We start from the raw sequence: 23834 nt of genomic DNA, 5'->3' as shown, positions 1-23834 counted from the left end.
AAAATGCGATTAGATAAATTTTTGAAGGTTTCACGATTAATTAAACGACGCACATTAGCAAAAGAAGTGGCCGATCAAGGTCGTATTACGATTAATAGTAAGGTAGCTAAAGCGAGTAGTAGCGTAAAAGCTGGTGACGAGTTAGCCATTCGCTTCGGACAAAAAATTGTAACTGCACGTGTGGAAGAATTACGTGATACGGTGAAAAAAGAAGATGCTGTAAAGATGTTTACAATTTTAAAAGAGGAGCGACTTGACAAGGTTGAGCCTGAATTTATCGACGACGAGGATTGATTTTTCTTAACTTTAGTCACTTTAAATCTCTCAATACCGAGGGCGGAATTTATTAAAAGTATGGCAACTTTGATAAAGTTGTCATGCTTTTTAGGTTGTCCGCATAAATTGAACAGAAGCTAGGACGACTAAAGGAGGAAAAAAATGACGCTACATCAAGAAAGTAATCGTTACACAATTCCATCTGGAGAGCATATTTTAACGATTCGTAATCGTAAAAGAATGGACATGACTTCTGTAAAATCAATTGAACGCTTTGATCAGGAAGAGTTTTTCATCAAGACGTCCCAAGGGCATTTGTTAATCCGTGGAGAAGAACTGCATATTGTTCATTTAGATGTAGACAAAGGATTATTAACACTTGAAGGAACTGTAAAGACCTTACAGTATGACGAGGAGGAAAGTGGCTTCTCGAAAGGTTTCCTTCATAAGTTATTTGGATGATTGTTAGTGAGCAATTTGTTCAACTATTAGTCATGGTTTTGAGCGGTATAGCAGTTGGTTTTATTATTGATAGCGTAAGGCTAATTGTTTTTTCAACTCCAAAAAGGTCAAGCCTCCGAAAGTGGATGATGTTATTTGAGTTATTAACGTGGATTTTACTTGGGGGGCTGACATATTATTTATTATTTTGGCTAAAAGATGGCGCTTGGCGGGCTTATGACCCGCTAGCGCAAATAGCCGGTATTTTTTTGTATCAAACGTTTTTTCAAACTTTTTTACGTTTCATCGCAAGGATTTTGGTGAATATAACATGGAGACCCTTTTGGTTCATTGTACGTTTAATAATCGCCTTTATTCGACAGATTTTTCAACTACTTGTTAATATTGGTGCATTTGCCGTAAGGCCTTTTGTCAAAATTTATTCGTATTTGTCCTACACTTTATTAAAAAAATTTCGATATATCAAGTATAATAAAAGACAACAATAACTTCGGAGGTGCGGACATGGCTAAACGTCATTCATCAAATGATGAACAGCAAAACTATACGAAGCTTGATAATGACTATGTCCGTAACACGGATAAAGCTATCAATCGCAAAGCGCAATCACGGAAACGGAAAGTGCGCCGTATTGTCTTTTTTGCGATTGTGCCAGTCGTCATTATTGCTTTTCTCTTAAATGTGCTATCGAATCAATCCGAGACGTTAGAGATAAAAGAGAAGAAAAAGGTAGAAGTAAATCAGCATTTAACAGAACTAAAAGAAGAACAAGAGATATTAAATCTCAAAATTAAACAATTAGAAGATGATGAATACATTGCAAAGATTTTACGCAAAGAATACTTCTTAACTAAGGAAGGCGAAATTAATTTCGTTATTCCGGAAGAGGAAGATAAAGATAAAAAAGACGACTGAAAAGCTATGTATTGTTGACACTCTTTTTTAGTCATATATAATGAAAAGAGAAACTTATTGCAGTAAAAAGTTTGATTACATTGATTACATGGCTCAAAGAGTCGCTTAATTTTTAAGGAGGAGCATTTTTTTTATGTCAATTGAAGTAGGCAGCAAGGTACAAGGTAAAGTAACAGGAATCACAAATTTTGGAGCATTCGTTGAGCTGCCAGATGGCAAAACAGGCTTAGTACACATCAGTGAAGTTGCTGATAATTATGTAAAAGATATCAATGAGCATCTAAAAGTTGGAGATGAAGTTGAAGTAAAAGTGATGAATGTTGAAGCGGATGGAAAGATTGGTCTTTCAATTCGTAAGGCAAAGCCTCAAGTTGAGAGACCAGAACGTCCTCAACGTCCACGTCGTGACAATCGCTCTAACGATCGTAACGAACGCCACCAGCCAAAAGAAAACTTTGAGCAAAAAATGGCACGTTTCTTAAAAGACAGTGATGAGCGTCTAGCAACAATTAAACGTGCAACAGAGTCTAAACGCGGTGGTCGCGGTGCTAGAAGAGGGTAGTTTGCTGACTGTTTTAATCGTAGAAAAAGTGTGTTAAATAACGTGGGGATTGGTTTTTGTTAAGGACAAAGGCTGATCCCTTTTTGTATTGATTGCGTCAAACAGTATGTGAATTTTTATTGGGTACTTGAGAGCAGGACAATGATGTGAACATGGTAAAAAGAATTTATTTCAATCGCAATAAAAAAGCACGTAATTCAATTTTTTTATAAATTGAAGTTACGTGCTTGTAGTGCATAGGAAGCTACCACTATATGTTTTTCTATAGTGTAGATGTTGGTCCTTTTTTCTTTTTAGGTGCTGGCACAGTTGGCTGTTCGATGGAATCTTTAGCTAGTTTTTCAGTCGGATGGACTACCATTTTTACTAGTAGAAACACGCCATATATGCTAATAATTAGTCCAGTGAATAATAATAATAGTTGTATGACAAATGGCAATTTAATGAGGATCGATATGAGAATAATCATCGAGCCACTGCCGCAAATTAGAGCGGCTTTAGTTAATGAACTCAAAGAAAGTAAACCTCCAATAACAAGTACATTTTAATCTAAGTATGCCACAATTTTTGCAAGGTGACATAACAAAAGAACGAACTATCCTCATGCAGCCATTTGTATTTGTCGAAACATCTTAGTTGATGGTTGTACTAAGTTTATGACATTGCACTGAATTTTTCATAGAAAAAGCGTCTCAGAAGCAATTCTGAGACGCTTTTTTGCACGATGACCCCTACGGGATTCGAACCCGTGTTACCGCCGTGAAAGGGCGGTGTCTTAACCGCTTGACCAAGGGGCCTACTATGGTGGCGGCCGAGGGGATCGAACCCCCGACCTTACGGGTATGAACCGTACGCTCTAGCCAGCTGAGCTAGGCCGCCAATATTCTGATGGAGCGGAAGACGAGGTTCGAACTCGCGACCCCCACCTTGGCAAGGTGGTGTTCTACCACTGAACTACTTCCGCATAGCCCTTTTTAAAGGACAAATTAAATAATACAAGCGATCATAACAAGTGTCAAGTATCTTTATAAAAAAAGTTAAAAAAATCCGCGATAAATGAAAACATATAGAACGAGTGAACAACTTCTGTGTTAGCTGCCGCCGTTAAGAGTAAATAATATTACTGTCATTTGTACACTTTGACTATCTTTATCTTAATCATTTTGTAGGAATTTGTTCTTGTCTAGTAATTATCATGTAGATTTTCAACTCTCATAGTAAAGAAAACTACTGAGGGTATGTACCGACCAGTTTTTATAGTAGTTGCTGCCATTTCTCGTATTTATGCATACGTATTCGTCGAAATATTTATATTTTTTTCTGTCATCGTCAGACAATCTTTCCGCACATAATTTCTTATAATAGCCAAAAGTGTAGAAAGGGGATATTGAAATGACAAGTGTTGAATGGTATGAAACAGAGAATGTAGAAGACCAAAAATTAGGGGCGAAAAAAAGACAATTATTACTAGGCTCTTTATTTTTTTTAACATCCTTTTTTTTAGCTCAGTCTGTTGTGTTTGAAGCAGCTGTACCTTTCTCCGTCCCTTTTTGGGCAATTATTCGTAGTAAATATAAAGAATATGCCAAGTTTGTGCTATTTGGAAGTTTGATTGGGTGTTTTTTTCTCGGATTTGGACAAGTTGTCATTTTGGCCTTACAAATAGTTATGTATGAATGCATCATGCGTTTTCGCTACTGGCAGTTGCCCCAAAGTATAGCCGTTTCATTAGCTGTAATACTAATCCAAATTCTGTGGCAGGGAGTTGTGTATCAGGGCTTACCGCCAGTACTTGTACAGTTTTATGTGGGGTGTGAAGCAGCCTTAGCACTAATCATGACATTATTTATGCAGGTCTTGTTTGTAAACTCCTATGAATGGTTTACTAGCCATTGGACATACGAAAAGCTTGGCTCAGGGTTAGTGGTATTTGCCGCCATGCTCACGGGGATGCAGACAGTGGTTATTAGTTATTTTTCATTGCCAATCTTTTTATTACAGTTACTTATTTGCTTTGGCGCTTTGGTAGGGAGTGTACCTTTAACGACGGTAATCGGGGCGGTGCTTGGAACGTTAATAGGTGTTGCAAAGCTTTCTTTTACAGGTATGTTATCTGTTGCTACTTTAACCGGGCTATGTGCTGGTATGGGAGCTCGAGCGGGGAGATTTGGCGTGGCGATTGGAAGTATAATGCCAAGTGTGTTTTTTTTATTTTACGATGCAACATTGCCGTTAGATAGCGTATATTTTACATCAATTGTTATTGGAAGTATTGTTTTCTTAGTCATTCCGAAAAGCTATTCGGATAAGGTGAGGGACAAGTTGTTTCCACAACGTGAAGAGGTATTATTGGCACGTCAGCATTGGTTGACAGAGCATGTCACATATAAGCTAGAGCATTTTCAACACTTTGTACAATTCATGAAGGAACTGGTATTTGAGCGTTTTATGACAGCTCCTGTAGAAGCGAAGGAAGAAGTCGCACCAATGAATACATGTTTAAGCTGCTTTCGTTATGATAGGTGCTGGGGGGCACAAAATAATGGTATGGACAAGCTGATGACAGATTGGTTCCATATGAAGGGCGTGGGGAAAGAGTCATCCATTCATCGCGTAGAAGACCAAATACGCTATAAATGTGTAAAATCGACGAAGATTTTCGAAGAGTTAGATACAGAGCTGTATAGAGAGCGCATTAATGGCCAATATTTCCACGGGAAGAAAATGATCGCACTGCAATTACGTGATATGAGCAATCATCTAAATCAGTTAATTGCGGAGATGAAGGAAGAGACTATTTCTTTCGTCAGTGTGGAAAAAGATATTGTTCAACGTTTGAAGGATGCACATATCGAGTGTTTTCAGCTAGATGTGTTAAGCAATAAGGCAGGTGCACGAAAAATTGTATGTGCTTTAGCGCCTGCACAAGTCAATTGGGAGGATGATACGACATTAGCGGAACGGATGATCTTGCCAATATTATATGAAACTTTCGATGAACCTTTTGAAATTGACAAGGTAGTTGCGTGTGATGTACCATTTCGCCACATTCAAGTTAGCTTTAGGTCTGCTATTAGCTTCGAAGTAGAGTATGATATATATAGTATGTCAAAAGATGCAACATTGTACTCTGGCGACTCTCATGCCCTATTTCAATTGCACCCAGGGCTCTTTGCAATTTTATTGTCAGATGGTATGGGACAGAGTAAAGAAGCTCAACATGAGAGTAGGAAATTGATTCACTTGATGCGTGAATGTTTAAATTTCAATATGAACCCAGAGACAGCCATGCATACCTTGCATTATGTAATGTCATTGAAGCAGCAAAATGATATGTATGCAACACTCGATTTTGCCCTTGTTGACTTGCAACATGGTGATTTATGGTCATGGAAGGCTGGCGGTATGTCTACGTATATCTTACGTGGTAAAGAGGTGTTGAAGGTTGAAAGTAATGCTGCACCAGTTGGATTCTTGTCTATTTCAGCGGTTGAGGCTGAAAAAAGAAAGCTGAAGGCGGGGGATGTCATTCTCATGCATTCAGATGGCTTGTTTTCAAGTGTAGCTGATTGGGATGAACAGGAAGAGACATTTTTAGCTCAAGCACAGCAGGTTGCTGGCACAAATAAATCGATTCAAGAAAAATTAACTACAATCATGCAGTCTTTCCAAGCTTATTATGAAATAGAGGATGATTGTACAGTATTGATGTTAGAAGTTACACATGTTGTCCCAACTTGGGCTGTATTTAGACCAGTACAATACTCCATGAGTAAATCATCATAAAAGAATACGAAAAGGGGAGGAGAAGCGTTTGTCATTTGAATTAAAAGTTAAACAATTTATTGAAGAAGAGCAATTATTACAGCAAGACGACCATCTTCTCGTCGCCGTTTCGGGCGGTGTAGACTCAATGGCATTGCTCCATTATTTTGTAAAAACAAAAAAACAATGGGGAGTTAAAATAGAAGCAGTGCATGTCGATCATATGCTGAGAGGTGAGGCATCAGCGGAGGATAGAGCTTTTGTACAAAGTTATTGCAACAAATACGGCATTATCTTACATGCAACGGCTATCCCGATACCTGAAATTATGGCTTTGGAAAATGGTAACTCACAGCTTATTTGTCGCAGAGAGCGCTATCGTTATTTTGGAGAAGTCATGCAAAATACGGTGGCTACCAAGCTTGTAACTGCACATCATGCGGACGACCAACTGGAGTCAGTATTAATGGCCCTGACGAAAAATGCAACGATGAATAGTATGCAAGGTATTCGCCCACAGCGTTTTTTTGAAGGAAAATCATTAATTCGTCCGTTTTTAACGGTTACAAAAACCGAAATAAGGGAATATTTACAGAAGCAAGGTTTAGATTATAGAGAAGATGCTAGCAATAATAAAGACGTTTATGTACGAAATCGTTTCAGACACCATGTAGTACCTTTATTGAAAGTAGAAAATCCACGAGTGGCAGAACAGGTGAGTCATTTTACACAGCATTTGCAAGAAGATGAGGCATTCTTGATGACACTGGCACATGAGGTATTTTCAAAGATAGTGAACAGAAACAACGGAAATATGTATAGTATGAAAATTGAAGCATTTCAATTGGTACCACTTGCTTTACAAAGGAGACTCATTTTAATACTATTAAACTATCTTTACAAAGATTCAAATACGATACAAAGTTATGCATTAATGACTTCGCTTTCAAAGCTATGTGATACGACGGCGGGTTTTGCTGAAGTTCACTTGCCAGAAGGTTTTATAGCAGTTCGTAGTTACGGAAAATTAACGATTCACCAGAAAGAATCATTCGAAGACCAAACTGCTGTTGAAAAACAGATACTTTCGATTGCAAATAGTTGGATAACATTGTCAAATGGTGTACGACTGTGCTTAGTTAAGTTACCTGAATTATCAACTGAATTGCTGTCGGATACTGCACAACTTTTTTATTTTAACGCTAGCAAACTTACACTTCCGCTCTATGTTAGGGCACGTAAGGAAGGAGACCGAATGCTGTTAAAAGGAATGGATCAGCCGAAACGCTTATCTCGCCTTTTTATAGATGAAAAGATTCCTTTAAATGAGCGAAATAGCTGGCCGTTACTGATTTCTCAATCTGATGAGGTCGTAGCGGTAATTGGTGTGCGTATGGGTGTTTTCTTTTCAACAACCGCACAACCAAACGATGATACAGTGCTCATCGTAGACTAATGGTCTTTGTAAAATATTTCACCCTTATATAGGCTGAAAATTTTTGATACACACGAGGAGGAATCGATATGTTACAAAATGACATCGAAAAAATTATGATTACGGAAGAACAATTGCAAGAAAGAATTGCTGAGCTTGGTGCTCAATTGACAGAGGAATACCAAGATTCATTCCCGCTAGCTGTAGGTGTACTTAAAGGAGCGATGCCTTTTATGACCGACTTGATGAAACGTTTTGATTCTTTCATCGAGCTAGATTTTATGGATGTCTCTAGCTATGGAAATGCTACGGTTTCATCTGGTGAAGTGAAAATCTTAAAGGACTTAAATACAAGTGTTGAGGGACGTGACGTATTAATTATCGAGGATATTATCGATAGTGGTTTAACTTTAAGCTACCTGGTTGATTTATTTAAATACCGTAAAGCAAAATCCATCAAAATCGTAACACTTTTAGACAAACCATCAGGTCGTAAAGTGAACCTATCTGCAGATTATGTTGGTTTTAAGGTACCAGATGGATTTGTTGTTGGTTATGGTTTAGACTATGCAGAGAAGTACCGAAACTTACCGTATATCGGCATTTTGAAGCCAGCGGTATACTCTTTTTAATTTTAAATAGTTAATCTGCATACGCTAGCTGTATAAAATTAAAGCCTCCAGCGGATGCTATAGATTTTGACATGTGTTAGCACAATTCAAAATCTTGACACATTGTTTAACTGTACGAAAGTATGGTGCTAGGTACAATTAAGCTGGAACGTAATTTGCTACAAATAAATATGTTTAGATTTTGACAAAAATCGAACGAAACTTTTTTTAAGTAAGGCTTTTCGTTGTATGATGAAATCATGATATGTTAAGATTTTACTTATAATTTTTCTGTTTGTAATGAGGAGGCTGGAGATGAATCGAATATTTCGATATACCATATTTTATTTACTGATTTTCTTAGTGATTATCGGTATATTTGGTACTTTCAACGGTGGTAAATCGCCAACGAAAGAAATTACTTATCCGGAGTTTTTAGAGGCTCTTGATAAGAATGAAATTACAGAAGCAAAAATTCAACCTGATAAATCAGTTTATATCGTTGAAGGTTCAATGAAAGGCTATGAAAAAGGCGAAAGTTTTACAGTGAACCTACCACGTGACAATCAATCATTAATGGATCGAATCGATGCTGCTGCGAAGGATAAGAATAGCAATATTGATTTTTTAAAAGCACCAGAAACTAGCGGATGGGTACAGTTTTTCACAGGGATTATCCCATTCATCATCATCATCTTCTTATTCTTCTTCCTAATGAGTCAATCTCAAGGTGGCGGCAATAAAGTAATGAGCTTTGGTAAAAGTAAAGCTAAACTATATGATGATCAAAAGAAAAAAGTTCGTTTTACAGATGTAGCGGGTGCAGATGAAGAGAAGGCGGAACTTGTAGAGGTTGTTGACTTCTTAAAGGATCACCGCAAATTCACTGAAATCGGTGCACGTATTCCAAAAGGTATCTTACTTGTAGGTCCTCCAGGTACAGGTAAAACGTTACTTGCTCGTGCGGTAGCGGGTGAAGCTGGCGTTCCGTTCTTCTCAATTTCAGGTTCTGACTTCGTAGAAATGTTTGTCGGTGTCGGTGCATCACGTGTTCGTGATTTATTTGAAAACGCGAAGAAAAATGCACCATGTATCATTTTCATCGATGAAATTGATGCTGTAGGTCGCCAACGTGGCGCAGGTCTTGGTGGTGGACACGATGAGCGTGAACAAACACTGAACCAATTGTTAGTTGAAATGGATGGCTTTGGAGCAAATGAAGGTATTATTATCATCGCCGCAACAAACCGCCCAGATATTTTAGATAAAGCATTATTACGTCCTGGTCGTTTTGACCGTCAAATTACAGTAGGGCATCCTGATGTAAAAGGTCGTGAAGCGATTTTAAAAGTGCATGCACGCAATAAACCTTTAGCAGATTCAGTTGATTTAGGAGCTGTAGCGCAACGTACACCTGGTTTCTCAGGTGCGGACTTAGAAAACTTATTAAACGAAGCAGCTCTTGTAGCGGCACGTAAAAGTAAACGTTCGATAAATATGGCAGATATCGATGAGGCATCTGACCGAGTGATTGCAGGTCCGGCGAAAGCTAGTCGTGTGTATTCAGCCAAAGAGAAAAAACTTGTTTCCTTCCATGAGGCGGGGCATGTGGTTGTGGGTCTAGAACTTGATGAAGCGGATACAGTACACAAAGTAACAATCGTTCCTCGTGGTCAAGCGGGCGGTTATGCGATTATGTTACCGAAGGAAGAACGTTTCTTCACAACAAAACAAGAGCTTTTAGATCGCATAGCGGGCCTTCTTGGTGGTCGTGTAGCTGAGGAAATTGTACTGGGAGAAGTATCCACTGGTGCACATAATGACTTCCAAAAGGTAACAAGCATAGCTCGTGCAATGGTTACGGAATATGGTATGAGTGAGAATCTTGGCGCTATGCAATTTGGCTCAAGTCAGGGTGGCAATGTATTCTTAGGTCGTGACTTTAATTCTGATCAAAATTATTCAGATTCGGTTGCCTATGAAATTGATAAAGAAATGCAAAAAATTATCGATACGCAATATGAGCGTACGAAACGTATTTTAACGGAAAAACGTAATTTACTTGATTTAATTGCCACAACGTTGATGGAAAAAGAAACATTGAACGCGCAAGAAATTGAGCATTTACGTGATCACGGGGTTTTACCAGAACCAGAGGTTGTTGAACAACTTGATGCTCCAAAAGTTGAAGCGCAGCCAATGTTAGAAAAGGTTAGTCAACAACCAGTTCTAAAAAAAGAGCTACTAAGTGATGAACCGAATCCAACAACAGCTGATTTACCGAAAGACGATGGTGAGCGACAAGATACACCAAAAGGTTTCGATGAAAAACGTGATTAATTACGTAATGGACTGTTTACGAATTTCGTAAACAGTCTTTTTCTTTGCCTTTTTTTAGCATAAAGCTTTAGGATATAGTTAGTGTATTGTGCATTTGCATAATAAATGGATAGGAGTGTTGAACATGGGAAACGTAACATTGAATAATGGTCTTGAAATGCCGTTAGTGGGCTATGGGGTCTTTCGTGTGCCACAAGGCGAGGACTTGGCAGAGGCCGTGAAAACAGCCATTGCAAAAGGTTATCGTAGTATAGATACAGCGCAAGTGTATCGGAACGAAGAAAGTGTTGGACAAGGAATTCGTGCAGCAATCGCTGAAGGATTAGTAACACGTGAAGAACTATTTGTGACATCAAAGGTGTGGAACGACGGGCTTTCCTATGAAGAAACACTTACAGCCTATGATCGTAGTCTAGAAAAATTAGGGTTAGAATATTTAGACCTATATTTGGTTCATTGGCCTGGTATAGATACAAATCATATTGAAGCATATAAAGCGCTTGAAAAAATTTATCAAGATGGTCGTGTGCGCTCAATTGGTGTAAGCAACTTTCATGTGCACCATCTAGAAAATTTATTGAGAGAGACAACGGTTATCCCAGTTATCAATCAAATTGAATTCCATCCGCATTTAACGCAAGAGGAAGTGCGCGCATATTGTAAGGAACATGCTATTCAAGTGGAGGCATGGTCACCACTGATGAATGGTGCCTTGTTGGAGGAAGAATTGATTCAAGAGTTAGCAGCAAAATATAGCAGAACACCAGCACAAATTGTTTTACGTTATGATGTTCAGCATGGTGTTGTAACAATTCCAAAAACAATGACGCCTGCTCGTATGACAGAAAATCTAGATGTCTTTAATTTTTCGCTGACGGATGAAGAAATGGCGAAGTTAGATGCAATAAACGATGGCTTACGTTGTGGTCCAGACCCTGAAAAATTTAATTTTAAATAATGTTTCAAGGAGCAACCTTCAGTACATGTTGGTTTGCTCCTTTTGTCATGAGTATGATTGCTATTTCCTTGGTTTAAAATTATGGTATCATTTTCTAAAGTGTTCTAACTTTTATCAGTAGAGAGCTTTGCTGAGCTCAGTTCAACAAGTTGTTAATTCAGTGGACGTTAGAATGCCTACTGAATAAAGTTATAGCCTCTAAAGAATGTCGCAGAATAGCAATCGTGTTGATTGACTTTGTGCGAACAAAGTACAAACTCATTAGACTGAAAAGCGGACAGGAAAACTTTCGTCGAGGCACAAGGGATATGGAGGCTTCAGGCATGATTTTAGTATTAGATGCAGGAAATTCAAATATAGTATTAGGCGTTTATGATGCTAATGACCAACTAGCATACCATTGGCGAATGGTGACCGATCTTCATAAAACGGAAGATGAGTATGCGATGCAAGTACGGGCATTTTTTCATCATGCAGGCATTTCATTTGAACAAATTACAGGCATTATTATATCCTCGGTTGTACCGCCAATAATGTTTTCATTAGAAGCGATGTGCCGGAAGTATTTTCAAAAAAAACCTCTTGTCGTGGGTCCGGGTGTGAAAACAGGATTAAATATTAAATACGAAAATCCAAGAGAAGTTGGCTCAGATCGTATAGTTAATGCTATAGCAGCGCTTGATGAATACAAGACACCACTCATTATTGTTGATTTTGGTACGGCGACAACATTTTGTTATTTGAATGAAAAGGGCGACTATATGGGTGGTGCTATTGCTCCGGGTATTACCATTTCCACAGAGGCATTGTATACGCAGGCGGCTAGATTACCACGTATCGAAATAATGCAACCTACACATATTGTTGGGAAAACAACCGTTTCTGCAATGCAGGCGGGAATTTTTTATGGCTTTGTTGGGCAAGTTGAGGGCATCGTTAATCGCATGAAGGCACAAAGTAAGGAAGAGCCGCTTGTTATTGCAACTGGTGGGTTAGCAAATTTAATTGCTGGAGAGACGCAAGCTATTGATGTAGTCGATCCGTTTTTAACATTAAAAGGCTTATATAAGCTATATAAACGCAACTACTAAGAAATGAGGGACTATCATCTATGAAAGATTATTTAGTAAGAGGTTTAGGGTTTAATGGGCAGGTCCGTGTTTTTGCAGCCTGTACAACAGCGACAGTGGGAGAAGCCCAACGTCGTCACAATACATGGCCGATCGTGTCGGCGGCACTTGGTCGTTCCATGACAGCGGGTGTAATGATGGGAGCTATGTTGAAAGGTGAAGAAAAAATTACCGTTAAAATTGAAGGTGATGGTCCAATCGGTCCTATGGTGATTGATAGTAATGCCAAGGGTGAAGTTCGTGGCTTTGTGACAAATCCACACGTGCATTTTGATTTAAATGAGTACGGTAAGTTAGATGTGCGTGCAGGTGTTGGGACAGAGGGTGCATTAACGGTTGTAAAAGACCTTGGCCTACGTGATATGTTCTCCGGACAAACGCCAATCGTATCAGGGGAAATTGCAGAAGACTTTACTTACTATTTTGCTACTTCTGAGCAGGTGCCATCATCTGTAGGTTTGGGTGTATTAGTAAATCCGGATAACACGATTCTTGCAGCTGGTGGTTTTATTCTTCAGCTAATGCCAGGCTGTGAAGAAGAAACAATAAATGAAATCGAGCAACATCTTGCGACTTTAGAGCCTGTTTCAAAAATGATTGAAAAAGGCTTCACACCAGAACAAATTTTAGAAGCTGTTTTAGGGAAAGATCATGTCCGAATTTTAGATTCAATGCCGGTTGAATTTAAATGTCAATGTTCAAAAGAGCGATTTGGTGCAGCAATTTTAGGATTGGGGTCAGCAGAAATACAAGAAATGATTGTAGAAGATGGCCAAGCGGAAGCGCAATGTCATTTCTGTTTAGAAACATATCATTTTGCAAAAGAAGAGCTAGAAGGGTTCATCGATGAGCTCAACGCGTAATCGACGGCCTCTAGCTTCTACCACATCCAACCAAACGCACTTATCGCAACGTCGTTTAAAGACGAAACCGGTTTTAATAGTACTCGCTATTTTGTTATTAGGAAATGTTTTATGGTTTATAGCTTGGATGGTTCCCAATAAAGCACAGGAAATCGGTAGTGACGAACAAGTTGCTACCATTGACGGTGATGCTATAACACGCCAAGAGTGGATGATTGCTATGGAAGAACGTTATGGCAAAGAGACATTACAAAATTTAGTCAATGAATCCGTAATGGAGAAGGCAGCAAAAAAATTTAAAATTAAAGTATCGGATAAAGAAATTGATTTAGAGCTTGCTTTAATGCGCTCAGCTCAAGATAAATTCGATACGGCAATGCAAAACCTCTCAGCTGAACAACTACGACAAAAAATACGTTCGCAGCTTATTTTAGATAAGGTACTTACAAAAGATGTGGTCATTAAAGAGGATAGTATAGAAAAATACTATGAGGAAAATAAGGCCCTTTACAATATTGAAACAAGCTATCGTACAGATTTTATCGAAGTAGAATCCAAAAAAGAAGCTGAGGAAGCATTAAGCGAACTGAAAAGCGGTTCTGATTTTTCAGTACTAGCCCGTGAAATTTCAGTGGATAGTGCATCCGCAAGTTTAGGTGGAGATATTGGCTTTTTAACAGACAAACAGGACAATATCGAGCCTGCAATACTGAAGGCAGCTAAAGCATTATCAGCTAAAGAGGTTAGTAAGGTATTTAAGCTAGATAATGGCCACTATGGCATTGTGCAAGTGCAAGAAGTAATAGAGGGTCAATCCTTTACATATGACGATGTGAAAGAACATATTGAACGTGAGCTTGCACTAGAACAGTTACCACAGTCTATGACACCAGAAGCATTTTGGTCAGAATTTAAAGCAACTTGGTACTACGGAGAAGAAAAGAAATGATGAGAAGCCAGAAAGTTGCATACTTTCTGGCTTCTAATAAATATTCTGAAAATATAAGTTTTATTTATTGACAATCGAATGGAAAACTTGATAAAATACAAAATAAGTAAAACCTATAAAAATAGTAGGGATTGGGAGTGGGATGATCAATGAGTAAATTAGCAAACTCAGTAGCTGAATTAGTTGGTAAAACGCCAATCGTAAAATTAAATCATGCAACAAATGAAAATGAAGGTACAGTATACGTAAAATTAGAATATTTTAACCCAGGTAGTTCAGTAAAAGACCGTTTAGCATTAGCGATGATCGAAGCAGCTGAAAAAGATGGTACTTTAAAACCTGGTGGCACAATTATTGAACCAACTTCGGGTAATACAGGGATTGGTTTAGCTATGATTGCTGCGGCAAAAGGCTATAAATCGATTTTAGTAATGCCAGAAACGATGAGTTTAGAGCGTCGTAATTTATTGCGTGCTTATGGTGCAGACCTTGTGTTAACACCAGGGCCAGCAGGTATGAAAGGTGCAATTGCAAAAGCAGAAGAATTATCTGCAGAGCATGGCTACTTCCTCCCACAACAATTCACAAACCCAGCAAATGCTGTTGTTCACCGTTTAACAACAGGTCCTGAAATCGTAGAAGCATTCGAAGGTTTAAAATTGGATGCATTTGTAGCGGGTGTTGGTACAGGTGGTACAATCACAGGTGCTGGTGGCGTATTAAAAGAAAAATACCCAGAAATCGAAATTATCGCTGTTGAACCAAAAGATTCCCCAGTGTTGTCAGGCGGGCAACCGGGTCCACATAAAATCCAAGGTATTGGTGCTGGCTTCGTACCTGAAGTTTTAGATACAGATGTTTATTCTTCAGTATTCCCTGTAGAAAACGAAATTGCTTTTGATGTAGCTCGAAAAGTTGCGCGAGAAGAAGGTATCTTATGTGGTATTTCTTCAGGTGCAGCTATCTACGCTGCCATTGAAACGGCTAAACGTTTAGGAAAAGGTTCAAACGTTCTTGCCATTGTTCCTTCAAATGGTGAGCGTTACCTATCAACTCCTTTATATCAATTTGAAGACTAATCTTACTTTTTGTTACGAGACTCCATTAATTGGAGTCTCGTTTTTCATTTCGCAAAAAAAATTAGCCTCTCTGCATTTTTCACGTTAAGATGGAATCACATCATAAGTTTTAAAGGGGAGTTGCAACGTGAGGACATTACATACGACAACATTGACGATGGATGCAGACGCATTTTTTTATAGCTATAAAAGGCAAACAGAAGAAGAACAGGCACATGTTTTTTTAGAAAGTGGACGTGGAGGACATTTTAACATTGCTGCTTGGCAACCATTAGCAACAGCACAGTCGATTGAGGATGGCTTGCATGTAAGATGGAGAAATGGGAATAGCGAAATTTTATACGGGGAACCACTTGCTTTACTGGAAGAATTAGTCGCAAAATATCAAATTCCTTATAATGGGGAGCTCCCTGTTTTCCAGGGTGGAGCGATTGGCTTTGTGTCTTATGATTATGCACGCAAAATTGAAGTGTTGCCAGAGCTAGCGACGGACGATTTGGCTGTGCCAGATATTTATTTTTACATTTTTGACTGCTGGGCCGTACATGATGTAAAGACGAACAGCGTTACGCTTATGAAACTAGAAGGCTGTGATGTGAATCTGGAGGAGCGATCACATGCATGGCAGGCTGCAGCTCAAGAAGGCTTTGCTACACGCAAATTCGAAAAGGCAAGTGCAGTTGAGGTTGTAAATGATGAAAGTGAATTGCTCGTATCTTTGGCGGGGACTGATTTTGAAGCGGCAGTAAGTAAAATCCAAACATATATCGCGCAAGGGGATGTATTTCAGGTGAATTTGTCTGTACGTCAATCAAAAAAATTAAATGCTACAGCTATGGATGTGTATGAGGCATTACGTGCATTTAATCCTTCACCTTATATGGCTTACATTGAAGCGCCTGATTTTGCTGTTGTATCTGGTTCGCCAGAGTTGCTAGTGAAACGCCACGGAAACGATTTATCAACGCGACCAATTGCAGGAACGCGCCCAAGAGGTAAATCACAAGAGGAAGACTTAGCATTAGCACAGGAATTAATTGATAACGAGAAGGAACGCGCTGAGCATGTGATGCTTGTCGATTTAGAACGTAATGATTTAGGGAGAGTATCAGCCTATGGAACTGTTGAGGTAGACGAGTTCATGGTTATTGAACGCTACTCACATGTAATGCATATTGTTTCTAATGTTCGGGGTGAAATAGCTGAAGGCAAAACCAATGCTGATGTAGTTCGTGCGATGTTCCCGGGTGGAACCATTACAGGGGCACCTAAAATACGAACAATGGAAATAATTGAGGAACTAGAGTCAGTGCGTCGAGGGTTATATACAGGGTCCATCGGCTGGTTAGGCTATACGGGTGATATGGAGTTTAATATTGTGATACGAACAGCATTTATCCAAGATGGCGTAGCCCATATTCAAGCAGGTGCAGGTATAGTTATTGATTCTATTCCAGCAAGGGAATACCAAGAGTCTTTAAATAAGGCGAAAGCGATGTGGCAGGCAAAGGCGATGGCAGAGGAGCGAGTAAAATGATTTTAATGATTGATAACTATGATTCTTTTACGTATAACCTTGTTCAGTATTTTGGAGAGTTTGGGCATGAACTGGTCGTGAAACGAAACGATGTGTTAACGGTGCAAGATATTGAACAGCTTGCCCCAGATATGATTGTTATTTCCCCAGGGCCATGTAGTCCAAACGAAGCCGGAGAAAGCCTAAATATCATCAAGTATTTCGCGGGAAATATTCCGATTTTAGGGGTTTGTCTCGGTCATCAAGCAATTGCACAAGTTTTTGGTGGCAATGTTATTCGTGCTGAGCGATTAATGCATGGTAAGACATCTCCAGTGTTGCATGCTGAGATTGGCCTACATACAGGTATGCCAAATCCATTTCAAGCAACTCGTTATCACTCGCTTATTGTAGAGAAGGATTCATTACCAGAATGCTTCGAAGTGACAGCATGGACTATGGAAGGTGAAATTATGGGTATTCGACATAAGGATTATCCAATTGAAGGTGTTCAATATCATCCCGAGTCTATCATGACAGAGCAGGGCAAAAAACTGTTGCACCATTTTATAGAACTGTACGTAGAGGGAGCAAGATAAATGCAGTGCTGGATGAACGGAAATTATATAGCGGCAGCAGATTTACGAATTTCCCCATTTGATCATGGTTTTTTATATGGGCTTGGTTTTTTTGAAACATTTCGAACATACAACGGGAAAGTGTTGGATTGGGCGGCTCATATAGAAAGGTTACAGGCAGCTCTTGCGCAATACCGTATTTACATGCCCTATTCAAAGGATGATTTACTTGCAGTGATCGACCATTTAAATATTATGGCTGGCGGTCAAGATGGTTATTTTCGTATAAATGTATCGGCTGGAGATCATGGAATTGGTTTACAGCCAATGGAGTATAGGAAGCCAAATGTAATCGTTTTTCGTAAGGAGTTACATGATACCCCTCGTGGCAAGGAAAAAACAGCGCGATGGTTAGAGACACGACGTAATACTCCTGAATGTGATATTCGTGTGAAGTCACATCATTATGGCAATAACGTTTTAGGGCGCTTTGAATTGCCGTCTTTGGTGGAACAAGAAGGTTTCTTTTTAACGGGTGCTGGCTATGTAGCGGAAGGCGTTACATCTAATATTTTTTGGGTGAAAAATGATATACTATATACGCCTTCCTTAGAGGCGGGCATCTTACCTGGGATTACACGGGCATGGGTAATTGAGCGAGCGCAGTCTCTTGGCATTAAAGTGCAGATAGGGCTTTTTGCTAAAAATGAGACAGAGCAAGGTTCAGAATGCTTTATTACAAATTCTGTGCAAGAGCTTGTTCCAATTCGAGCATTAGAGAACGTGCAGCTACTTGGCAATAAAGGACCTATTTATTTGCGATTACATGAAGCGTTCGTAAAGGAAATGGAACAAGGATAAAAGGAGTATCAATATGCTAGAAAAATATAAAAATCCGTTAACGATTAACGGAATTACTTTAGACTATACTAGGGAAACGTTTGTCATGGGGATTTTAAATGTCACGCCTGATTCTTTTTCAGATGGAGGCAAGTACAATAACGTCGCGTCAGCTGTCGAACAAGCGAAGAAGATGGTAGCTGAAGGAGCTAAAATTATTGATGTTGGCGGTGAATCCACACGGCCGGGCTATGAGCGCATTTCCGATGAAGATGAGATTGGACGTATTGTGCCGGTTATTCAAGCCTTGCTTGCGGAAGTGCCAGCTATTATTTCAGTTGATACGTATAAAGCGAATGTGGCACGTGCAGGGATTGAAGCAGGTGCACATATCATTAACGATATTTGGGGTGCAAAGGCAGAGCCTGCGATCGCCCAGGTTGCAGCACAACTAAATGTGCCTATCATTTTAATGCATAATCGTGAAAACCAGAACTATGGTGCTGATTTTTGGGCAACAGCACAGGCTGACTTAGAAGAAAGTATTACCATTGTCAAGAAGGCTGGTGTACCCGATCATCATATTATTTTAGACCCAGGTATCGGCTTTGCGAAAACGACAGCTCAAAATATTGAAATGATGCAGCATTTAGATGATTTAGTAGCTATAGGTTATCCCGTGCTACTGGCAACATCGCGTAAGTCAATGATTGGTAATGTATTGAAGCTTCCAGTTGAGGAGCGTTTAGAAGGTACCAGTGCAACAGTTGTTTATGGCATTGAAAAGGGGTGTCATATGATTCGTGTGCATGATGTGAAGGAAATGGCGCGTGCGACGTATATGACGGATGTGTTAGTGGGTAAACGACTGTACGAGGAGGAAGCTTAATGGATTATATTCATTTAAAGGACATGCAGTTTTATGGCTATCATGGTGTGTTAGAAGCGGAAACAAAGCTCGGACAACGCTTCCGTGCCAATGTTTCACTCGCGGTGGATATGACTCAAGCTGGTGAAACGGATGATTTGGTATATACTGTGAATTATGCTGAGGTTTATGCGATATGTCGAGATATTGTAGAGGGTCAACCCTTCAAGCTAATTGAAGCGCTTGTATCAAAAATGGCAAACACCATACTCAAGGCATATCCTGACAAAGTTAAAGGTGTCCGTGTGGAGCTCATTAAGCCAGATCCACCGATACATGGCTATTACAAAGAGGTGTCTGTTGAAATGACAAGAGGTGAATTCTGATGAATAGGGTCTTTCTATCAATCGGGACAAATATTGGAGAGCGCTATGAAAATCTTCAGCATGCTATTAAGATTTTAATGGATAAAAAAAGAATAGAGGTTATCCGCATTTCTTCTATTTATGAAACAGCAGCTGTAGGCTATACGGATCAAGCGGATTTTTTAAATATTGCGGTCTATGTTAAAACGAGTTATTCTTCTTCTGAAATGTTGAAAATTTGTCAGTCGGTCGAAAACGAACTAGGGCGTATTCGTGAATTTCGTTGGGGTCCTCGAATCATTGACCTTGACATTTTACTCTATAATCACGAAAATATTGAAACAGAGAGCTTAATTGTTCCACATCCAAGAATGTATGAACGAGCTTTCGTGTTAGTACCACTGATAGAAATTACGCCTACTCCAGTGGGTGAGCAATTACAGCTAGCACATGAAACATTGAAACAGTTGAATTGTGAAAAAGAAGGCGTAACTTTATGGAAAGAATCACTAGAGCAAGATATCATATATGCCTTTAAGTAAGCCATACAACCTAAAGAGATACTTGTTATCAATGTGGATGACAATAATTACCCATTGAAAGCCGGATTTGATAAATGGACCATCTGAGGATTTATTACAATAATGGCATAGACATTAAAAATAGATATTTAGGGATTAAAGGGTGAGAACCCATTAGAAGGAGGAAATCAACGTTGAGTCAGACAACTGAGAAGCCGTTCCGAATTGGTGATATTGTTATGGACAACCGTGTCGTATTAGCGCCAATGGCTGGAATTTGTAATTCTGCTTTCCGGCTAACAGTTAAAGAATTTGGAGCAGGGCTTGTATATGCTGAAATGATTAGTGATAAAGGCATTGTCCATAAGAACGAAAAAACATTAAGTATGCTATATATTGATGAACGTGAAAATCCACTATCTTTGCAAATTTTTGGTGGAGATAAGGCGACGTTAGTAGAGGCCGCAAAGTATGTAGACGAAAACACAACAGCGGATATTATTGATATTAATATGGGATGCCCTGTCAATAAAATCATTAAATGTGAAGCGGGCGCTCGCTTACTTCTAGATCCAAATAAAATATACGAAATGGTAGCAGCTGTTGTAGATGCGGTGAAAAAACCTGTTAGTGTAAAAATGCGAATTGGCTGGGATGATCAACATGTATTTGCTGTTGAAAATGCTCAAGCTGCAGAACGTGCTGGTGCATCAGCGGTAGCAGTGCATGGCCGTACACGTGTTCAAATGTATGAAGGTAAAGCCAATTGGGATATTATTCGTCAAGTTAAAGAAAATGTATCTATTCCTGTACTCGGAAATGGCGATGTGGAAACACCGCAAGATGCGAAGCGTATGCTTGAAACGACTGGAGTAGATGCAGTGATGATTGGGCGTGCTGCATTAGGAAATCCATGGATGATTTATCGTACGGTGCAGTATCTGGAAACAAGAGAATTAAAAGAAGAGCCAGGTGTACGTGAAAAAATTGATGTGTGTCTATTGCACTTCGAACGTCTTGTTCAATTAAAAGGTGAAAGCGTAGCCGTACGTGAAATGCGCAAGCATGCATCATGGTACTTGAAAGGTATTCGTGGTAACGGTAAAGCGCGTAATGCTATTAACCAAACAGAAACAGCTGTAGAGCTTCGTGCCCTATTAAATGAACTGGTGCATGAATATGAGGAACGTGAGTCTAATCTTCTTATACCAACAGCGAAAGAAATGATTCTATAAAAGAAAAAGGAGGCATCTCTAGTTGAGATGTCTCCTTTCAGATTGTAGACAAACTCAAAAATTGAGTTTGTTTACAGTCTTTTTTCTTTTCAAATAGAAGTTTCTATATGAACTTGTTGCTTTCCGCTACGGCGGACGCTTTTTGCGGGCATGGCGTCAGTCTCCTCGTCACTACGTTCCTGCGGGGACTTTTGCTCATGCTATTCTTTGCAGAAGTCGCCGCCTGCGCTCCAATCAACGAGTGGTCGTCTATAAACGATTGAGGTATCTGAAAATCATTGAACGTCCTATTTGGGTGCATCATCATCAAAGTGACATGAACAAAACTACAAACGTCGAAAAGAAACGATTGAACGTGTATTTGAAGAATAGCTCACTGGACATGGCAAAGTCCAAAATTGGCAGAAGAGTACTGCTCTCGTTAATAGGGGCTATTACTATTTCTGATAATATGTCAAAAAATTTAGTGTAAACTTTTTGGAGCTTAGCTCACTGGACATTCTATTTTTATTGAGAACTTCAATTATTTGAATTATTAATCATTTAGACTCTCGTGGAAATTAAACCGAAACAGATGAATACAACATTAAAATTGTGTACAATAGAAATATTATGGACGTAAACGCGGACAATTTAATAAGGAGTGAAACAAGTGTCAAACATAGAAGAATTAAATGATCAGCTTTTGGTGAGACGCCAAAAAATGACGACTATACGTGAAAATGGTCAAGATCCGTTTGGTAGCCGTTATGAACGAACGCATTTATCAACAGAAGTAATTGAACAATTTGCAGATCAAACAAAAGAACAGCTAGAAGAAAACCTTCAAGAGGTTATTATCGCAGGCCGTATTATGACAAAGCGCGGTAAAGGGAAAGCTGGCTTTGCACATATTCAAGATTTAAGCGGACAAATTCAAATTTATGTACGTCAAGATCACGTTGGTGAAGAGGCTTACGAATTATTTAAACAAGCTGACTTAGGTGATATCGTAGGTATCCGTGGTAACGTCTTCCGCACACAAGTAGGGGAGCTTTCAGTAAAAGCGGAAGGATTTACATTCCTTACGAAGGCATTACGTCCAATGCCAGAGAAATTCCACGGCTTACAGGATGTAGAGCAACGTTACCGTCAACGTTACTTAGACTTAATGACAAATGAAGATAGCAAAAATACGTTTATTACACGTTCTAAAATCATTCGCGCTATTCGAAACTATTTAGATAATGCGGGGTATTTGGAAGTTGAAACGCCAATGCTTCATACGATTGCTGGTGGTGCGGCGGCTCGTCCGTTCATTACACACCATAATGCGCTTGATATGGAACTATATATGCGTATCGCTATTGAATTGCACTTAAAACGTTTAATCGTTGGTGGACTTGAAAAAGTATATGAAATTGGTCGTGTTTTCCGTAACGAAGGAATTTCAACACGTCATAATCCTGAATTCACAATGATTGAGCTATACGAAGCATACGCAGACTACAAAGATATTATGTCTTTAACAGAGAACTTAATTGCACATGTAGCGCAAGAAGTTCTTGGTACGACAACAGTTCAATATGGAGAAGATGAAATCAAGCTCGCAGCAGGTTGGAAACGTGTCCATATGGTAGATGCCGTTAAAGAGGCTACAGGTGTAGATTTCTGGCAAGCTATGACAAAAGAACAAGCACAAGCGCTTGCTCAGGAACATGGAGTAGAAGTTAAACCTTCACATGAAGTGGGGCATATCATTAATGAGTTTTTTGAGCAAAAAGTAGAAGAGACACTTGTACAACCAACATTTGTATTCGGTCACCCAGTCGAAATCTCTCCACTAGCTAAGAAAAATCCAGAGGACGAGCGCTTCACAGATCGTTTTGAATTGTTTATCGTTCGTCGTGAGCATGCAAATGCCTTCACAGAACTAAATGACCCGATTGATCAGCGTGAACGCTTTGAAGCACAATTAGCTGAAAAAGAAGCAGGAAATGATGAAGCGCACGAAATGGATAATGATTTCGTAGAAGCGTTAGAGTATGGTATGCCGCCAACAGGTGGTTTAGGTATTGGTATTGACCGTTTAATCATGCTATTAACGAACTCACCATCAATCCGTGACGTACTATTATTTCCAACAATGCGCCACATCACGAAATAATGTCCTATTAAAAGGAGGCCCGAATAAAAAGGGCCTCCTTATTTTATTGAGATTTAAAAAAAACAGGAGTATAGTAGAAAAACAATGTCATAGATTACACGAAAGTAAGAAGTCTTGGTGCTCGAAAAGTATATAAATAGCTTACTAATGACGAATTTATCACAAAAAATATTTTTATAGTAAAAACACTTGCACTCGTTGTAGATTCGTGATAAATTATTACTTGTCGTTAAGACGACGCAAGAAAAACATAACAAACTTAAAATTGCATCACAAAAAGAGGTTGACAACAACATCTTGCAATGATAGAATATAAAAGTTGTCACTTTTGACGAGTTGAAAAACTTCTGAAAAAAGTTGTTGACAACGAACATGAGAAACGTTATGATATAAGAGTTGCTGAAAACAAAAAGCAACAAC

General features: G+C 39.1%; 23 protein-coding genes and 3 tRNA genes. 22 read left to right on the top strand and 4 right to left on the bottom strand.

The features are described 5' to 3' along the window. The first annotated feature begins 3 nt into the window (after positions 1-3). From ACOMCU_RS23035 to ACOMCU_RS23015, 5 genes are all read left to right on the top strand, one after another. Positions 4-294 (top strand): RNA-binding S4 domain-containing protein, encoded by a 291-nt coding sequence (locus ACOMCU_RS23035; RefSeq protein ID WP_010857036.1) that lies wholly within the window; start codon positions 4-6, stop codon positions 292-294. A 144-nt stretch (positions 295-438) separates the two neighbouring features. Beyond that, the gene (gene yabP / locus ACOMCU_RS23030; protein ID WP_004229167.1) at positions 439-738 is read left to right on the top strand and encodes a sporulation protein YabP; all 300 of its coding nucleotides are present in this window, start codon (positions 439-441) and stop codon (positions 736-738) included. Beyond that, positions 735-1226, top strand: a complete 492-nt coding sequence (yabQ, locus tag ACOMCU_RS23025) for a spore cortex biosynthesis protein YabQ (RefSeq protein WP_010857037.1) — start codon at positions 735-737, stop codon at positions 1224-1226. The genes yabP and yabQ overlap by 4 nt, the downstream gene beginning before the upstream one ends. A 16-nt stretch (positions 1227-1242) precedes the next feature. Next, a complete protein-coding gene (locus ACOMCU_RS23020) occupies positions 1243-1653 on the top strand; it encodes an FtsB family cell division protein (RefSeq protein ID WP_421051535.1) in 411 nt (136 codons plus the stop codon). A gap of 133 nt (positions 1654-1786) precedes the next feature. Next, complete coding sequence (locus tag ACOMCU_RS23015) at positions 1787-2215, top strand: S1 domain-containing RNA-binding protein (RefSeq protein ID WP_010857039.1); 429 nt, start codon at positions 1787-1789, stop codon at positions 2213-2215. A 262-nt stretch (positions 2216-2477) separates the two neighbouring features. On the opposite strand, the gene ACOMCU_RS23010 is transcribed toward ACOMCU_RS23015, so the two are convergent. The 4 genes from ACOMCU_RS23010 to ACOMCU_RS22995 all read right to left on the bottom strand — a co-directional run bounded on the left by ACOMCU_RS23010 (position 2478) and on the right by ACOMCU_RS22995 (position 3179). Then, positions 2478-2729, bottom strand: a complete 252-nt coding sequence (locus ACOMCU_RS23010; RefSeq protein ID WP_010857040.1) for a hypothetical protein — start codon at positions 2727-2729, stop codon at positions 2478-2480. A 211-nt stretch (positions 2730-2940) separates the two neighbouring features. Continuing rightward, a tRNA-Glu gene (locus tag ACOMCU_RS23005) sits at positions 2941-3012 on the bottom strand. Between the two features lie 5 nt (positions 3013-3017). After that, positions 3018-3094 (bottom strand) — tRNA-Met (locus ACOMCU_RS23000). Between the two features lie 10 nt (positions 3095-3104). Beyond that, positions 3105-3179: transfer RNA gene (locus ACOMCU_RS22995), tRNA-Gly, on the bottom strand. A gap of 428 nt (positions 3180-3607) precedes the next feature. On the opposite strand from ACOMCU_RS22995, the gene ACOMCU_RS22990 reads away from it, so the two are divergent. The 17 genes from ACOMCU_RS22990 to lysS all read left to right on the top strand — a co-directional run bounded on the left by ACOMCU_RS22990 (position 3608) and on the right by lysS (position 23414). Next, on the top strand, positions 3608-6001 hold the full coding sequence (locus tag ACOMCU_RS22990) for a SpoIIE family protein phosphatase (protein ID WP_421051534.1): 2394 nt from the start codon (positions 3608-3610) through the stop codon (positions 5999-6001). A 28-nt stretch (positions 6002-6029) separates the two neighbouring features. Then, positions 6030-7436, top strand: a complete 1407-nt coding sequence (tilS, locus tag ACOMCU_RS22985; RefSeq protein ID WP_421051533.1) for a tRNA lysidine(34) synthetase TilS — start codon at positions 6030-6032, stop codon at positions 7434-7436. A gap of 68 nt (positions 7437-7504) precedes the next feature. After that, positions 7505-8047 (top strand): hypoxanthine phosphoribosyltransferase, encoded by a 543-nt coding sequence (gene hpt, locus ACOMCU_RS22980; protein ID WP_010857043.1) that lies wholly within the window; start codon positions 7505-7507, stop codon positions 8045-8047. Positions 8048-8341: 294 nt separating this feature from the next. After that, positions 8342-10366, top strand: coding sequence for an ATP-dependent zinc metalloprotease FtsH (gene ftsH, locus ACOMCU_RS22975; RefSeq protein ID WP_010857044.1), 2025 nt, complete (start codon positions 8342-8344; stop codon positions 10364-10366). Positions 10367-10490: 124 nt separating this feature from the next. After that, positions 10491-11324, top strand: a complete 834-nt coding sequence (locus ACOMCU_RS22970; protein WP_010857045.1) for an aldo/keto reductase — start codon at positions 10491-10493, stop codon at positions 11322-11324. 323 nt (positions 11325-11647) lie between these two features. Continuing rightward, positions 11648-12415 carry a type III pantothenate kinase gene (locus ACOMCU_RS22965; protein ID WP_421051532.1) on the top strand — a complete coding sequence of 256 codons (768 nt, stop codon included), beginning with the start codon at positions 11648-11650 and terminating at the stop codon, positions 12413-12415. 20 nt (positions 12416-12435) lie between these two features. Continuing rightward, positions 12436-13317 (top strand): Hsp33 family molecular chaperone HslO, encoded by an 882-nt coding sequence (gene hslO / locus ACOMCU_RS22960; RefSeq protein ID WP_010857047.1) that lies wholly within the window; start codon positions 12436-12438, stop codon positions 13315-13317. Continuing rightward, positions 13301-14266: a peptidyl-prolyl cis-trans isomerase gene (locus ACOMCU_RS22955; protein ID WP_010857048.1), complete on the top strand. Its 966-nt coding sequence runs from the start codon at positions 13301-13303 to the stop codon at positions 14264-14266. The genes hslO and ACOMCU_RS22955 overlap by 17 nt, the downstream gene beginning before the upstream one ends. Positions 14267-14415: 149 nt before the next feature. After that, a complete protein-coding gene (gene cysK, locus ACOMCU_RS22950) occupies positions 14416-15345 on the top strand; it encodes a cysteine synthase A (protein ID WP_010857049.1) in 930 nt (309 codons plus the stop codon). A 157-nt stretch (positions 15346-15502) separates the two neighbouring features. Then, positions 15503-16882: an anthranilate synthase component I family protein gene (locus ACOMCU_RS22945; protein ID WP_421051549.1), complete on the top strand. Its 1380-nt coding sequence runs from the start codon at positions 15503-15505 to the stop codon at positions 16880-16882. Further along, complete coding sequence (pabA, locus tag ACOMCU_RS22940; RefSeq protein WP_010857051.1) at positions 16879-17460, top strand: aminodeoxychorismate/anthranilate synthase component II; 582 nt, start codon at positions 16879-16881, stop codon at positions 17458-17460. Before ACOMCU_RS22945 ends, pabA begins: the two co-directional genes overlap by 4 nt. Further along, positions 17461-18300: an aminodeoxychorismate lyase gene (gene pabC, locus ACOMCU_RS22935; RefSeq protein ID WP_421051531.1), complete on the top strand. Its 840-nt coding sequence runs from the start codon at positions 17461-17463 to the stop codon at positions 18298-18300. Positions 18301-18313: 13 nt separating this feature from the next. Continuing rightward, entirely contained in the window at positions 18314-19168 is an 855-nt protein-coding gene (folP, locus tag ACOMCU_RS22930) for a dihydropteroate synthase (RefSeq protein WP_010857053.1), read from the top strand. Beyond that, positions 19168-19533, top strand: coding sequence for a dihydroneopterin aldolase (folB, locus tag ACOMCU_RS22925; protein ID WP_421051530.1), 366 nt, complete (start codon positions 19168-19170; stop codon positions 19531-19533). The genes folP and folB overlap by 1 nt, the downstream gene beginning before the upstream one ends. Beyond that, a complete protein-coding gene (gene folK / locus ACOMCU_RS22920; RefSeq protein ID WP_036129659.1) occupies positions 19530-20054 on the top strand; it encodes a 2-amino-4-hydroxy-6-hydroxymethyldihydropteridine diphosphokinase in 525 nt (174 codons plus the stop codon). Before folB ends, folK begins: the two co-directional genes overlap by 4 nt. Before the next feature lie 173 nt (positions 20055-20227). Continuing rightward, the gene (gene dusB / locus ACOMCU_RS22915) at positions 20228-21268 is read left to right on the top strand and encodes a tRNA dihydrouridine synthase DusB (protein WP_421051529.1); all 1041 of its coding nucleotides are present in this window, start codon (positions 20228-20230) and stop codon (positions 21266-21268) included. 643 nt (positions 21269-21911) lie between these two features. Next, on the top strand, positions 21912-23414 hold the full coding sequence (lysS, locus tag ACOMCU_RS22910) for a lysine--tRNA ligase (RefSeq protein ID WP_196228847.1): 1503 nt from the start codon (positions 21912-21914) through the stop codon (positions 23412-23414). Positions 23415-23834: the final 420 nt, after the last annotated feature.

This window comes from Lysinibacillus sp. UGB7, from assembly GCF_049058285.1.
Lineage (GTDB): Bacteria > Bacillota > Bacilli > Bacillales_A > Planococcaceae > Lysinibacillus > Lysinibacillus sphaericus_B.
The sequence above is the reverse complement of the archived record's forward strand: the minus strand, read 5'-3'. Positions and strand labels throughout refer to the sequence as shown.